Source organism: Streptomyces sp. HNM0575, assembly GCF_012726265.1.
Classification (GTDB): Bacteria; Actinomycetota; Actinomycetes; order Streptomycetales; family Streptomycetaceae; genus Streptomyces.
Map to the genome: position 1 here is coordinate 582,303 of NZ_JAASAG010000003.1, position 14,135 is coordinate 596,437.

At 72.2% G+C, this 14,135-nt stretch carries 14 protein-coding genes; 6 read left to right on the forward strand and 8 right to left on the reverse strand.

Annotated features, from left to right (window positions below; genetic code table 11):
- Position 1: 1 nt before the first annotated feature.
- Positions 2-1,360 (forward strand): phenylacetate--CoA ligase PaaK, encoded by a 1,359-nt coding sequence (paaK, locus tag HCC61_RS10510; RefSeq protein ID WP_169135258.1) that lies wholly within the window; start codon positions 2-4, stop codon positions 1,358-1,360.
- Here the strand turns inward: paaK and HCC61_RS10515 are convergent.
- The gene (locus tag HCC61_RS10515) at positions 1,349-2,272 is read right to left on the reverse strand and encodes an SDR family oxidoreductase (RefSeq protein ID WP_169135017.1); all 924 of its coding nucleotides are present in this window, start codon (positions 2,270-2,272) and stop codon (positions 1,349-1,351) included. The genes paaK and HCC61_RS10515 overlap by 12 nt on opposite strands.
- Before the next feature lie 212 nt (positions 2,273-2,484).
- On the opposite strand from HCC61_RS10515, the gene HCC61_RS10520 reads away from it, so the two are divergent.
- Positions 2,485-3,357: an LLM class flavin-dependent oxidoreductase gene (locus tag HCC61_RS10520; RefSeq protein WP_169135018.1), complete on the forward strand. Its 873-nt coding sequence runs from the start codon at positions 2,485-2,487 to the stop codon at positions 3,355-3,357.
- A gap of 177 nt (positions 3,358-3,534) precedes the next feature.
- Here HCC61_RS10520 and HCC61_RS10525 read toward each other — a convergent pair whose 3' ends face one another.
- The 4 genes from HCC61_RS10525 to HCC61_RS30630 all read right to left on the reverse strand — a co-directional run bounded on the left by HCC61_RS10525 (position 3,535) and on the right by HCC61_RS30630 (position 6,248).
- Positions 3,535-4,200 (reverse strand): methylated-DNA--[protein]-cysteine S-methyltransferase, encoded by a 666-nt coding sequence (locus tag HCC61_RS10525; RefSeq protein WP_169135019.1) that lies wholly within the window; start codon positions 4,198-4,200, stop codon positions 3,535-3,537.
- On the reverse strand, positions 4,197-4,799 hold the full coding sequence (locus HCC61_RS10530) for a sigma-70 family RNA polymerase sigma factor (RefSeq protein WP_169135020.1): 603 nt from the start codon (positions 4,797-4,799) through the stop codon (positions 4,197-4,199). The genes HCC61_RS10525 and HCC61_RS10530 overlap by 4 nt, the downstream gene beginning before the upstream one ends.
- A 20-nt stretch (positions 4,800-4,819) precedes the next feature.
- Positions 4,820-5,443, reverse strand: a complete 624-nt coding sequence (locus HCC61_RS10535; protein WP_169135021.1) for a methylated-DNA--[protein]-cysteine S-methyltransferase — start codon at positions 5,441-5,443, stop codon at positions 4,820-4,822.
- Between the two features lie 181 nt (positions 5,444-5,624).
- Positions 5,625-6,248 (reverse strand): DNA polymerase ligase N-terminal domain-containing protein, encoded by a 624-nt coding sequence (locus tag HCC61_RS30630; protein WP_169135259.1) that lies wholly within the window; start codon positions 6,246-6,248, stop codon positions 5,625-5,627.
- A 441-nt stretch (positions 6,249-6,689) separates the two neighbouring features.
- On the opposite strand from HCC61_RS30630, the gene HCC61_RS10545 reads away from it, so the two are divergent.
- From HCC61_RS10545 to HCC61_RS10560, 4 genes are all read left to right on the forward strand, one after another.
- Positions 6,690-7,514, forward strand: a complete 825-nt coding sequence (locus tag HCC61_RS10545) for an LLM class F420-dependent oxidoreductase (RefSeq protein ID WP_169135022.1) — start codon at positions 6,690-6,692, stop codon at positions 7,512-7,514.
- 13 nt (positions 7,515-7,527) lie between these two features.
- The gene (locus tag HCC61_RS10550) at positions 7,528-7,986 is read left to right on the forward strand and encodes a TIGR03668 family PPOX class F420-dependent oxidoreductase (RefSeq protein WP_169135023.1); all 459 of its coding nucleotides are present in this window, start codon (positions 7,528-7,530) and stop codon (positions 7,984-7,986) included.
- A 79-nt stretch (positions 7,987-8,065) separates the two neighbouring features.
- Entirely contained in the window at positions 8,066-8,971 is a 906-nt protein-coding gene (locus tag HCC61_RS10555; RefSeq protein ID WP_169135024.1) for a PTS sugar transporter subunit IIA, read from the forward strand.
- A 24-nt stretch (positions 8,972-8,995) separates the two neighbouring features.
- Positions 8,996-10,615, forward strand: coding sequence for a PTS ascorbate transporter subunit IIC (locus tag HCC61_RS10560; RefSeq protein WP_169135025.1), 1,620 nt, complete (start codon positions 8,996-8,998; stop codon positions 10,613-10,615).
- A gap of 111 nt (positions 10,616-10,726) precedes the next feature.
- On the opposite strand, the gene ssuE is transcribed toward HCC61_RS10560, so the two are convergent.
- The 3 genes from ssuE to HCC61_RS10575 all read right to left on the reverse strand — a co-directional run bounded on the left by ssuE (position 10,727) and on the right by HCC61_RS10575 (position 13,995).
- On the reverse strand, positions 10,727-11,335 hold the full coding sequence (gene ssuE / locus HCC61_RS10565) for an NADPH-dependent FMN reductase (RefSeq protein ID WP_169135026.1): 609 nt from the start codon (positions 11,333-11,335) through the stop codon (positions 10,727-10,729).
- A 120-nt stretch (positions 11,336-11,455) separates the two neighbouring features.
- Entirely contained in the window at positions 11,456-12,856 is a 1,401-nt protein-coding gene (locus tag HCC61_RS10570; RefSeq protein ID WP_169135027.1) for an MFS transporter, read from the reverse strand.
- Positions 12,853-13,995: an LLM class flavin-dependent oxidoreductase gene (locus HCC61_RS10575; protein WP_206322361.1), complete on the reverse strand. Its 1,143-nt coding sequence runs from the start codon at positions 13,993-13,995 to the stop codon at positions 12,853-12,855. The genes HCC61_RS10570 and HCC61_RS10575 overlap by 4 nt, the downstream gene beginning before the upstream one ends.
- Positions 13,996-14,135: the final 140 nt, after the last annotated feature.

Genomic DNA, 14,135 nt, shown 5'->3' on the forward strand with positions numbered 1-14,135 from the left:
GATGAGCGAGACCCCGCCCGCCGCGGGCACCGGCCGCGCCACCGCCGGCGCCACCGGCGAGCCGCTGCCCGCGGAGCTGCTGGACGACGGCGAGCGCATGGACTCCGGGGAGCTGCGCGCCCTTCAGCTCACGAGGCTGCGCCGGACGCTGCGTACCGCATACGACGAAGTCGAGCTGTACAGAAGGAAGTTCGACGACGCAGGCGTGCGCCCCGAGGACTGCCGCACCCTGGAGGACCTCGCCCGCTTCCCCTTCACCACCAAGGCCGACCTGCACGAGACCTATCCCTTCGGGATGTTCGCCGTGCCGATGTCCGAGGTGCGGCGCGTCCACGCCTCCAGCGGCACCACCGGCCGTCCCACCGTGGTGGGTTACACGGAGAACGACATCTCGATGTGGGCCGACATGGTCGCCCGCTCCATCCGCGCCGCCGGTGGCCGTCCCGGGCACAAGGTCCATGTCGCCTACGGATACGGCCTGTTCACGGGCGGTCTCGGCGCGCACTACGGGGCGGAGCGCGCCGGCTGCACCGTCATACCCGTCTCCGGAGGCATGACCGCCCGGCAGGTCCAGCTCATCCAGGACTTCGAACCCGAGATCATCATGGTCACCCCGTCCTACATGCTCACGCTGCTGGACGAGTTCGAACGGCAGGGCGTCGACCCGCGGAGCACCTCGCTGCGCACGGGCATCTTCGGCGCGGAGCCGTGGACGGAGGAGATGCGCGCCGAGATCGAGGAGCGGCTCGGCATCCACGCCGTCGACATCTACGGGCTGTCCGAGGTGATCGGGCCCGGTGTCGCCCAGGAGTGCGTGGAGACCAAGGACGGACTGCACATCTGGGAGGACCAGTTCTACCCGGAGATCGTCGACCCCATAACCGACGAGGTCCAACGCCCCGGCGACGAAGGCGAGTTGCTCTTCACCTCCCTCAACAAGGAGGCCATGCCGGTCATCCGGTACCGCACGCGCGACCTGACGCGGCTGCTGCCCGGCACCGCACGCCCCGCCTTCCGCCGCATGGAGAAGGTCACCAGGCGCTGCGACGACATGATCATCCTGCGCGGGGTCAACATCTTCCCCAGCCAGGTCGAGGAGATCCTGCTGCGAACGCCGGGGCTGGCGCCCCACTTCCAGCTGCGCCTGAGCACGCGCGGCCGGCTGGACCACATGACGGTGCGCGTCGAGGCGCGGCCCGGGACGGCCGCCGGACAGCGCCAGGACGCCGCTTCGTCGGTGGCCGCATCCGTCAAGGAGGGCGTCGGGCTGAGCGTAGAGGTGGAGGTCGTCGAGCCGGACACGCTGGAGCGTTCGGTCGGCAAGATCCGCCGGGTCGTCGACGAGCGCTCAGGGCGCTGACGGCGCTTCCGACGCCGGACCCGCTCCCGACCCCGATCCCTGACCCGGACCGGGGCCCGGGTCGCCGCGGTCGTCCGCGGCGCCGAAGTTCCGCGTCGTGAACTGCGGGTTGGCGATGAGGAATCCGCCGTCCACGGGATACGACTGGCCGGTGGTGTAGCCCGCGGCGTCCGAGGCGAGCCAGGCGATGAGGGAGGCGACCTCGCGCGGGTCGCCGGGGCGGCCCACGGGCAGCGCCGGACGTTGCAGCGAGTGGACGTCGGCGCCTTCGAGGCCGGACATCCTGGTGGCGATCAGCCCGGGCGCCACCGCGTTCACGGTGATTCCGTACTCGGCGAGCTCCAGCGCCATCGTCTTCGTCAGCCCGCCCAGGCCGTGCTTCGCCGTGTTGTACGAGGCCGACGACGGCAGCGGCGTGTGCTCGTGCACGGACGTTACGTTGACGATGCGTCCGCCGCCGCCCTGGGCGATCATGCGCCGGGCGGCGCGCTGGCCCAGCAGGAACGGACCCTCCAGATCGACTCGCAGCACGTGCCGGAAGTCCTCGTAGGACGTCTCGATGAACGGGGACGCGCGGTTGTCTCCCGCGGCGTTGACGAGAACGTCCAGCCGGCCGAAGGCGTCCGCGAACCGGTCGATCACCGTCGCCGGTCCCGGCAGCCGTGTCAGATCGAGGTGCTGCACCTCCGCGCGGCGTCCGTGCTCCCGTACCAGCTCCGCCGTGCGACGGCCCTGCGCCTCGTCCACGAACCAGGTCACGCCGACGTCGAAGCCGTCACGGGCGAGCGCGACGGCCGTGGCCCTGCCGATGCCCGATTCCGAGCCGGTGACGACGGCCGCCCTGGTCGCGGGCGCGTCTGAGACGGTGGAGTCGCCGCGGCCGGCACGGGCGCCGGTGCTGTCCTGGTCCATGGTGAGCTGCTCCTCCTCTGTAGGGGCCCTACGGTCCGCTTACGGAGTTCCGTACGCACTCTCCGCGGACTCTTCGCGGACGCCGGCGCGGAACGCGGAACACCCGTGGCGGGCCCGGTGGGTCCAGGGTGCCCACTGGCACTGCGGCAAGGCATCGGCACGCGCCACACGGGCACCTGCACCACGACACGGACGAGAGGAGACACGGACACATGAGGGTGGGAATCGGCATCCCGAACACGGTGCCCGGCACCGACGGGCCCCTGATGCTGGACTGGGCGCGGCGCGCGGAGGAGCGGGGCTTCGCCTTCGTCTCCACCATCGGCCGTGTCGGCTACCCGTCGTACGACTCGCTGACGTCGCTCGCCGCCGTCGCTGGCGCGACGTCCCGGATCGGGCTGCTGACCAACGCCGTGCTGGGGCCCACATATCCGGACGCGGTGCTCGCCAAGATCACCATGACGCTCGCTCAGCTCTCCGGCGACCGGCTCACGCTGGGACTCGGCGTGGGCGCCCGTGAGTCCGACTACCTGCCGTCCGACAAGGACTTCACCGGGCGAGGCGCCGCCTTCGACCGGCAGCTGGAATTCCTCGACCGGGCCTGGCGCGGCGAACCCGTGGCCGACGGCGACGCCCCCGGTGAGCGCCGTGCCGTCGCACCGCCGCCCGGTGCCAGGGTCCAGCTGCTGATCGGCGGGCACAGCGCGCGGGCCGTGCGACGGACGGCCCGCTGGGCGGACGGCTGGACCGGCGCCGGAGGAGGGCCCGCCCGAGCCGAGCCCGTGGTGCGGCGCGTACGGAAGGCCTGGGACGACGCGGGCCGCACCGGCGAGCCGCGGCTGCTGGGCCTCGCCTACTTCAGCGCGCAGGACCGCTTCGCGGACAGCTCCGATGCGTATCTGCGCTCGTACTACGCCTACGCGGGAGCGCACGCGGACGTCATCGCGGACGGAGCGGTGCGCACACCGGCACGTATCCGGGGCATCGTCGACGAGTTCGAGTCGGTCGGGATGAACGAGATCACCTTCACCCCGACCGTCGCGGACGTGAATGAGGTCGACAGGCTCGCCGATCTCGTGCTGTGAGATCCGCGCGGCCCGCGCGGCCCGCGCGGAAGAGGCGTGCGGGCGGCCGGAAGCCCGGCCTTCCGGGCCTCCGGCCGCCCAGGTCGTCCGGGGCCTCCGGGGCTTTCGGGACCCGGGTGCGGCTCGGGGCTTCCGGGAGTGGGCCCGGCTCGCGGTCTTCCGGACCCTTTCCGGGCGTCAGGCGGCGGACTCCAGGTCCAGCAGGAGTCGCTTGGCGTCCGCTCCGCCCGCGTAGCGGCCCGCCGAGCCGTCGGAGCGCACGACCCGGTGGCAGGGGACGACGACGGGCAGCGGATTGGTCGCGCAGGCGGTGCCCACGGCGCGCATGGCCCGCGGGCTGCCCGCCGCGGCGGCGACCTGGGCGTAGCTCTCGGTGCGGCCGTAGCCGATGCCGGGGAGGTGAGCGATCACCTCGCGACGGAACCCCTTGGTCAGCCGCAGGTCCAGGTCGAGTTCGAAGTGCGTGCGCCGCCCCTCGAAGTACTCCTCGATCTGCCGCGCGGCCGCGTCCAGCCGTGCGGGCGCACGCAGGACCCGCGGGCTGACGCGTTCGGCGAGAGCGGCGAGTGCGGCGTCGTGGTCCTGCACCTCGTATGCGACACGGACCAGGCCCTGACCGGTGGCGGCCAGCAGCAGCGATCCGACGGGCGTCTCCAGGGTGCGGTAGGCGACGTCCAGCAGCCCGTCGCGCTCCGCGGCGTCGACGAGCCGGGCGTGCAGACGCCGCTCCGCCTCGGGGTCGCCCGTGGGCAGCGCCGCGAACACCGGCTCCTCCCGCGGGTCCTGGCCGGGTGCGGTGTCGTGCGCGGTGTCGTGTGCGGGGCCGTGCGCGGGGATCGTCATCGCTTCTCGCCTCTCTGCTCGGTACGGAGCCTCTGCTCTTGAGGGCCCTTTTCGCGGCCCTCTTCCCGGCACCGGTCGCGGTCCGGCCCTTCGGCGCGGCCTCGCCCTCCGGTACGGATGTGAAGGCTTCTGCGCAGGGACTTGATGCCGTCGGCCGCAGCTCTTCGCGCGGCGTCCGTGCTGCCGCCCGTGATGGCGGCGATCTCCTTGTAGGGCAGCCCGGCCAGGTGGTGGTAGGCGACCGCGGCACGCTGACGCTGCGGCAGCGCCTTCAGCGCGCTCCACAATTCGCCGTCGCCGTCCCACTCCGCGGCCGTGGTGTCGCCGCCGGTGTGCGGGACCGGCTCCGGGACCTCGGGCACGGCGACCGGACGGCGTGCGCCGGCCCGTACCGCGTCGATCGCCTTGCGGTGCGCGATCGTCACCAGCCACGCCTCGACGTCCGCGTCGTCCGGCAGTCTCGGATATGCCTTCAGCGCCGCCAGGAACGTCTCCGACCACGCGTCCTCCGCGTCGGACGGTCCGACGACCGCCCGGCACACGCGCAGCACCACCGGGCCGTAGTCGGCCACGATCTGCTCGAAAGGTCTCAGGGGCACGGTTCGGGATCCGTTCGGAATCAGAAGAGGCGGCCCGTGCGCGTCACCGAATCCGCCCCCTCCAGCTCCAGCAGCAGCCGCTTGCGCTCCAGGCCGCCGGCGTAGCCGGTCAGGGAACCGTCGGCGCCCACGACGCGGTGGCAGGGCACGATCACGGAGAGCGGATTGCGGCCGTTGGCGGCGCCCACGGCCTGTGCGAGCGCCGGGTCGCCCAGCTCGCGTGCGAGGAGGCCGTACGAGCGGGTCTCGCCGTACGGGATCTCCCTCAGCAGCCGCCACACGCTCTGCTGGAAGGGCTCGCCGCGCGGGGCGAGCGGCAGATCGAACCGCCGCCGCTCGCCGGCGAAGTACTCCCGGAGCTGCCGCTCCGCCTCGTCGAAGCCGGTGGGGTCGCGCGGGCCGATGGCGCCGGGGGAGGGGCCGCGCAGATGGTTCTCGAAGTAGACGCCGGTCAGGGCTTCGCCGTCGGCGACGAGCGTGAGGACGCCGAGGGGCGAGTCGACGACCGTGTGCCGGAGCGTGCCGGTGACCGGCGTGACCGGGGTGACTGGGATGACCGGCGTGACCGGCGTGGGCCGGGTGGCTTCGGTGGATCCCTCGGCCCCGGTGCCGCCGGTGCCCCGGCTGTGTGCGTTCGCTGTCATGGCCCCGCTCCCTTCGTGCCGCGTGGCCGATTGTTCCGTCCACACAAGGAAGACGTTCGCGGAGCCCCGTACGTGAGACCGGGAACGGAGAAATCTTCACGGGGGGAGGAGGACGGAAGGAGGACGGGGAGATCGTCTTACGGACCGCCTGCGACCGCGGGCCCGGGCGGCGCGCGGGCCTTCAGCGGTCGCCGTCCCCTTCGTCCTCCGCGGCCACCTGCTTCAGCGTCCGGCCGGTCTGGGCGGAGCGTGCCCGCTGCGGATCGGGCGTGCGTCCCTCGCGCACCGCGCGCTCGTCGTCCTGCTTCACCAGCAGCCAGGCCTCGCGGCCGTCGCCGTCCCCGCCACCGCGGAACCGGGTCAGCGCGTAGCCGCCGCGGAGCTTCGCACCGTCCAGCCAGAACGTGGCGTGACCGCGGCGCAGGGCTTCGGGAAAGTCCTCCGACAGCGGCCGGTACGTGCCCTCGTCCCAGACGATCACCGTGCCCGCCCCGTACTCGCCGGAGGCGATGACGCCCTCGAACTCCCGGTATTCCAGCGGATGGTCCTCCGTGGGCATCGCCAGCCGCTTCTCGCGCGGATCGGGCGACGGGCCCTTCGGCACGGACCAGGACTTCAGCACGCCCTCGGCCTCCAGCCTGAAGTCGAAGTGCATGGTGCTGGCGTCGTGGATCTGCACGACGAAGCGGGCGGTGCCGTCCCCGGAGGGCGCCCCCTTCCCGCGCGGCTCCGTGGTCTTGCCGAAGTGGCGCTTGTCGCGGTACCGCTTCAGGGCGTCCGGCCGTCCGGCGCCTGCCGCGCCCACGGCCGCCTCGGCACGGCCCACGCTCTTCCGGCTCTTCCCGCTCCTCCCGGGCTTCCCGCTCCTCCCGGGCTTCGCGTCCTTCCCGTCCTTCCCTGCCTTCGCGGCGCTCGTGCTCTCCGCCTTCGTGTTCTTCTTCGCGGTCTTCTGCGTGCGCGTGCTCTTGCGGGTCTTCTCGCTCACCGCTTCTCCCTCCGGGGACACGGATCCTTCCGGGGATACGGATCTCTCCGGGGATACGGATCTCTCCGGGGACACGGATCCCTCCGGCGGTACGGACACCGCGACGGGTGCCCGCGAGCGGCATTCCCAGTACCCGTACGGGAAGAGCGCGGCGCCGCCGGGCGCTGTAGTGGACGGCGTCATTACGGGTACCTCCGGCCCTCCGGAGAGTCACCGGCGCACGCACGACCGCGAGACGCGAACCGAAGGGAAGCAACCACCGTGAAATTCGGCGTATCGACCTTCATCACCGATCAGGGAATCGCTCCCGACGCCCTGGGCCGCGCCGTCGAGGAGCGCGGCTTGGACTCGCTGCTGATCGCCGAACACACGCACATCCCCGTCGAGCGCCGCTCCCCGTACCCCGGAGGTGGTGACCTGCCGGAGATCTACTACCGCACCCTCGACCCCTTCGTGGCGCTGAGCGCTGCCGCCTCGGTCACCGAGCGGCTGCTGCTGGGCACGGGCATCGCGCTCGTGGCGCAGCGGGACCCGATCATCACGGCGAAGGAAGTGGCGTCGCTCGACCTGATCTCCGGCGGGCGCGCGGTCTTCGGGATCGGCGTCGGCTGGAACCGAGAGGAGATGGAGAACCACGGCACCGACCCGTCGACCCGCGGGCGCCTGGTGAACGAGCGGCTGCGTGCGATCCGTGAGCTGTGGACCGCCGAAAAGGCCGAATTCCACGGGGAGTTCGTCGACTTCGATCCCGTGTACTCGTGGCCGAAGCCCGTGCAGCGCCCGCATCCGCCCATCTGGATCGGCGGCGGCGAGGGCGCCTTCGACCGGGTCGCCTCCATCGGCGACGTATGGCTCGCCAACCGGACCACGCCCGAAGTGCTGGGACCGCAGATCGAGCGGATGCGCCGTACCGCGGGACGCGATGTGCCGGTGACCCTCTACGCGGCCCCGGACGACCCCGCCTCGATCGAGGAGTACGCGGAGATCGGCGTGGAGCGTCTGCTGCTCTACCTGCCGACGCGGCCCGAGAGCGAGACGCTGGAGCGGCTCGACCGGCTGGCCGCCGTGGCCGGCCGCTTCAGCTGAGCCGGCGGTCACCGTGCCGAAGATGACGGGCGACGAGGCGCGCGAACGCTTCGACCGCGCGCGGTCCGCCACCCTGGCCACCGCCGACGCGGCGGGGCGCCCGCACCTCGTGCCCGTCACCTTCGCTGTCGGGTCTCCGCCGGTTCCGGACGACGGAGGGCGCGACGTGCTCGTATTCGCGGTCGACCACAAACCGAAGCGCTCCCAGCGGCTGAGGCGGCTGGCCAACATCCGCGCCAACCCCGCCGTGAGCCTCCTCGTCGACGCATACGACGAGGACTGGGAGCGGCTGTGGTGGGCGCGCGCCGACGGCACGGGGCGCGTACTGCCGCCGCCGGCACGCTCGCCCCTCGCGGCGCGCTATGTGGAACTGCTCGCACGCAGATACAGCCGGCAGTACGGTCCGAGGCCGCCGCAAGGGCCGGTGGTGGAGATCGCCGTGCAGCGCTGGACGGGGTGGCGCGCGACCTGACGGCCCCAGCCGGTAGCTGCCATTCCGGTTCTGGGCCCCGCCGTTCCCGCGGCTCTCCGAACGTGCAACGATCCGCCTCATGGCGACAGTGAGTGAACTCCTCCCCAGGGACGCCGTGCGGCTGGACGCCCCGGCGACGGACTGGCGCGAGGCGGTACGGCTCGCGGGCGAGCTGATGGTGCGGACGGGTACGAGCACCGACGACTACACCGCGGAGATGATCCGGAACGTCGAGGAGAACGGTCCGTACATCGTCATCGCACCCGGATTCGCCCTCGCCCACGCCCGTCCCTCACCCGCGGTCCGGCGCACCGGGCTGTCCTGGGTGCGGCTCGCGGAGCCCGTGGAGTTCGGACACGAGTCGAACGACCCGGTGGACCTCGTCGTCGGCCTGGCCGCCGAGGACCAGCAGGCCCACCAGAGCGCGCTCGCCGGACTGGCACGGCTGCTGGCCGATCCCGGGACCGAGCGGGCGCTGAAGGAGGCCGCCACACCGGAGGCGCTGCTCGCCGTGCTGGCGGGCGACGGCGAGAGCGCGGACACCCCGGTCTCCCCGGAAGGCGCGCGAACCCCGGGAGACGCGGACGGCGCGGATTCGGGCGCGGGCGGCGGGAGTTCGGGCACCGTCGGCTCCGCGGACCGCGAGAGCGCGGACGGCCAGAGCGCGGGCGCCGCCGCGGCCCCACGCAGCGGCGCCGACGTGCACAAGATCCTCACCGTGTGCGGCAACGGCCTCGGTACGAGCCTGTTCCTGAAGAGCACCCTGGAGCAGGTTCTCCAGCGGTGGGGCTGGACCCCCCACGTCACCGTGGAGGCCACCGACACCGTCTCGGCGAAGGGCAAGGCCTCCGAGGCGGTCGCCGTCTTCACCTCACGCGAGATCGCCGCCGCCCTGGCGGAGATGACCGTCCCGGTACGCGTCATCGAGGACTTCACCAGCACCGCCGAGGTCGACGGCGCCCTCCGCGACATCTACGACGTCTGACGACGGGAAGGGAGCAGGCGGCACATGGGCCCGCTCATCTCCACCGCCGAGTTTCTCGTCAACGAGATCCTCAGCCAGCCTCCGTATCTGATCGGCCTGATCACCGCGGTCGGTCTGATCGCGCTGAAGAAGCCGGGCGGACAGGTCGTCGGCGGCGCCATCAAGGCGACCCTCGGCTTTCTGCTGATCAACGCGGGCGCGGGCCTCGTCGTCGACTCCCTGGCGCCGCTCGGTGAGATGATCCAGGGCTCGACCGGCGCCCACGGGGTGATCCCGACCAACGAGGCGATCGTCGGCATCGCGCAGGAGCAGTTCGGCGCGCGCGTGGCCTGGCTGATGATCACCGGCTTCGCGCTGAGCCTGCTGCTGGCCCGCTTCACGCCGCTCAGGTACGTCTTCCTGACCGGCCATCACATCCTGTTCATGGCCACGCTGCTCACGATCGTGCTGGCCACGGCCGGTCTGTCGTCCGTGGTCGTGGTCGCCGTCGGCGGCGTGCTGCTGGGCATCATGCTCGTCTCCATGCCCGCCTTCGCACACCCGTGGACGAAGCGCGTCACCGGCAACAACAGCATCGCCATAGGGCACTTCGGCACCGCGGGCTATGTCACCGCCGGCGCCGCCGGGCAGCTCGTGGGGCGGCGCAGCCGCAGCACCGAGGAGATGAACCTGCCCGAGGGGCTGCGCTTCCTGCGTGACTCGATGGTCGCGACCGCCCTGTCCATGCTGCTGATCTACGTGGTGATGGCACTCGTGCACCTGGCGAAGTCGGGCCAGAAGACGGCGTTCAAGGCGTTCGCGGCCGGCGGGGGAGAGGCCGCCACGGACGTCGGCGGCTATGTGATGAGCGCCGTGATGCAGGGCCTCCAGTTCGGCATCTCCGTGGCCGTCATCCTCTTCGGCGTGCGTACGATCCTCGGCGAACTCGTCCCCGCCTTCCAGGGGATCGCCGCGAAGGTCGTTCCCGGCGCGGTGCCGTCGCTGGACGCGCCGATGGTCTTCCCGTACGCACAGAACGCCGTGCTCATCGGCTTCGTCGCCAGCTTCACCGGGGGCCTGGTCTCGCTGGGGCTGCTCACCGCCGTCTTCGGCCCGGCCTTCGGGCTCGCGCTCGTACTGCCGGGCCTCGTGCCGCACTTCTTCACCGGCGGCGCCGCCGGGGTCTACGGCAACGCGACGGGCGGCAGGCGCGGCGCGGTCGTCGGCGCCTTTCTCAACGGCGTGCTGATCACGTTCCTGCCGGCGCTGCTGCTGAAGGTGCTGGGGGCCTTCGGCGAGGAGAACACGACCTTCGGGGACGCGGACTTCGGCTGGTTCGGCACCGTCATCGGCAACGCCGCGAAGGCGGGCGGTATCGCGGGCGTCGTGCTGATGCTGCTGACGGGCGCCGTCGTGCTGGGCGGCGCGGTGCTGATGCAGAAGCGGGTGGTGGACCGCGGATGGGATCCGGGTGCCCGTCGCGACGCCCTGCTGCCGCCGCAGCAGGACGAGGCGGACGAGCCCGCGGCGGACGGTGCCGCCGCGAAGATTCCGGCCCAGGCCCCGGGCGGTTCCGGTTCCGGGGGCGGCCCGAAGGGCGCCGCCAAGATCGCCCCGCCGCGCGGCGCTCCCGCCCCGCCGCCACCGCCGGCGAACGGCGGATGACCTGAACGACCACGGCCCTGAACGACCACGGCCCTGAACGACCACGGCCCTGAACGGCTGTGGCCCGTACGGAAGTTCAGACGCGCCGCCTACGGCGGTTCACGTCCGGGTTCACACCGCCGTGGCCAGCCCGCGGCGCGCAGCCGCAGCCGCTCCCGCGGAGACCCCGGAGGCTCCGGACGTCCCGGAGGCCGCGGCGAGGCTGTCGATCAGCTTGCCGACGGTCTCGGTGACGCCCTCCGCCGCCTCCGCGGCGACGACCCCGGCGCCCTCCGCCTCCGGCGAGACGTGCTTGTCGAGCACGAACCAGCCGCGCAGCACGTTGTCCGTGCCGAGCGAGGTGAGGACGGGCCGCAGCGCGTAGTCGATCGCCAGCACGTGCGCGGTGCTGCCGCCGGTCGCCAGCGGCAGCACCGTCTTGCCGGCGAGGGCGAACTGCGGCAGCAGGTCGAGCAGCGTCTTCAGCAGCCCGCTGTAGGCGGCCTTGTAGACGGGCGTGCCGACGACGAGCGCGTCCGCCCAGTCGACGGCCTCGACGACCTCCCGTATCGCGGGATGGCCGGTGTCGCCCGCGAGCAGCGGTTCGGGAGGCAGGTCGCGTACGGCGACGTGCCGCACCTCGTGGCTCTCGGCGGCGAGGATCCGGCCGACGTGCCGGACCAGGGACGAGGTTCGCGAACGGGCGGACGGACTGCCGGAGACGGTAAGGACGTTGGGCATCGGGATTCTCTCCTTGCCTGCCGGGGCGGTGGGTTCAGGGGCGAGCGGCGGTGAGGGCGGGGGCGCGGGCGGGCGCGGCCGCCTGCGAGCAGCGGCAGCCGGGCGCACGGCCCCGTACCGTCAGCCGGACACGGCCGTGGACTCCCCACGCTGCGCCGGGCTCGTGCCGTCGGCCGGTTCCGGTTCCGTACGGGGGCCGCCGCCGGTGACGACGTACAGGTCCCGCTCCCGCAGCCGCGACGTGGCCCACATGCTCACCAGCGCGGTGAGCGCGAGATAGCCGCAGGCGGCCCAGGGCGTGCCGCCGCCGAGTGCGAGCAGCGCCGTCATGATCAGCGGGGTGATGCCGGAGGCGAAGATGCCTGACATCTGGTAGACGAACGACATGCCGGTGTAGCGCACCTGCGTCGCGAACAGCGCGGCGAACAGGGTGCCTTGGGCACCGTAGAAGTACGCGTGCACCAGGCCCAGCGTCACCACCAGCACGGCCGCGAAGCCCCACGGCCCGCCGACGCCGAACACCCAGAACGCGGGGAAGACGGACAGCGCGAAGAGGCCCATGCCCACGAAGTAGACGCGCCGGGCCCCCTGCCGGTCGGTGAGTTCGCCGGAGACCGGTATCGCCACGGCCATCACGATCGCCGCGACCGTGACGGACAGCAGCACCGAACTGCGGTCCAGCTTCAGCGTGCCGGTCGCGTAGGTGATCGCGAAGACCCCCCACGTGTTGAACGCCGCGCCCTCGCCCCAGCGCGCCAGCATGCCCAGCAACGCATGGCGGCGTGAGGGCCGTTCGCGCAGCAGCTCCACCAACGGGGCCGACTGCGGCAGCTGTTGGATCTCCCGTAGCTCACGGAAGGCGGGCGTCTCGTCGATCTTCAGCCGAATCGTGAGACCGACCGCGACGAGCACCAGCGAGACCAGGAAGGCCACGCGCCACCCGTAGCTGAGGAACGCCTCGTCGCTGAGCACGTTGTTGAGCAACGCGAACGCGCCGGTGCCCAGGGCGAGTCCGAGCGCCAGCCCGACCTGCGGATAGCTGCCGAAGCGGCCCTTGCGGCCCTTCGGCCCGTACTCCACCGCCAGCAGCACCGCGCCGGCCCATTCGCCGCCGAGGGCGATTCCCTGCGCGACGCGCAGCACCAGCAGCAGCGCCGGAGCGAGGATGCCGACCTGCTCGTACGTCGGCAGCGCACCGATCAGGGCGGTCGAGACGCCCATCAGGCCCATCGTGAACGCGAGGGTGCGTTTGCGCCCGATGCGGTCGCCGATGTGCCCGAAGAGCAGACCCCCGACGGGGCGGGCGAGAAAGCCGACGGCGAAGGTCGCGAACGACAGCATCGTGCCGACCGTGCCGTTGGTCGTGGGAAAGAACAGCTCACCGAAGACGAGGCCGGCGGCGGTGCTGTAGAGGAAGAAGTCGTACCACTCGACCGTCGTGCCCAGCAGGCTGGAGAGCACGACCGTCCTGAGCTTGCGGGGCTGCGTGGGTGCCGGGGCCTCCGGCCGCACGGCGCTCACCGGCCCGCGAACGGGACGATGCCCGCCTCGGCCGAACGGACGCCGTCCGGGTGCCGCCACAGGCCGCGCCGCTCCAGCAGGGGCAGCACGCCCTCGCCGAACCAGTAGGCCTCCTCAAGGTGCGGCACCCCGGAGAGGATGAACTCCTTGATGCCGAGGCGGTGATACTCCTCGATGAGGTCGGCGACCTCCGAATGGCTGCCCACGAGTGCGGTGCCCGCGCCGCCGCGTACCAGCCCGACACCCGCCCAGAGGTTGGGATAGATCTCCAGCTGGTCGCTGGTGCCGCTGCCGTGCAGCTCCCGCATCCGCCGCTGGCCCTCCGACTCGCTTGTGGCCAGGCCCTGTTGGACGGCCTTGACTCGTTCGGGGTCCATGCCCGCCAGCAGACGCTCCGCCTCGGCCCACGCCTGCGCGGAGGTGTCGCGGCTGATGGTGTGCAGCCGGATTCCGAAGCGCACGTCGCGTCCCTGCGCCTCGGCGAGGGAACGGACCCAGTCGATCTTCTGCTTCACCTGCTGCGGAGGTTCGCCCCAGGTCAGATACACGTCCGTGTAGCGGGCGGCGACTTCGCCCGCGGCGGGGGAGGAGCCGCCGAAGTAGATACTCGGCGCGGGCTCCGGCAGCCGGTTGAGCCGGGCGCCCTCGACGTGCAGATGCTCGCCCTCGTGGTCGACCTGCTCGCCGGTCCACAGGCGCCGCACGATGTCCAGGAACTCCCCGGTGCGCGCGTAGCGTTCGTCCTTGCCGAGGAAGTCGCCGTAGGCGCGCTGCTCCGCGGATTCGCCGCCGGTGACGACGTTCAGCAGCAGCCTGCCGTGCGACTGGCGCTGGTACGTCGCGGCCATGTGCGCGGAGAGCGTCGGGGAGATCTGCCCGGGCCGGAAGGCCACGAGGAACTTCAGCCGCTCGGTGACCTGCGTGAGCATCGCGGTGGTGATCCAGGCGTCCTCGCACCACGCGCCGGTCGGGGTGAGCGCGCCCGTGAAGCCCAACTGCTCGGCGGTACGGGCGATCTGGCCGAGGTATTCGACGGACGCCGGCCGGTCGCCGCCGGCGGTGCCGGGCGTGGAGCCGTGACCGCCGCCGACGATGTGGCGGCTGTCGCCCGTCGTCGGCAGGAACCAGTGCAAGGTCAGCGGCGACGACTGCGACGACTGCGACGACGGCGACGATTGCGACGGGGACGCGGACGTCGCGGACTGTGCGGATTGCGCGGACGTCGCGGAGGGTTCGGAGGACACGGAGACTCCAAGGGGAGGAAGGGGATTCGGCAGTG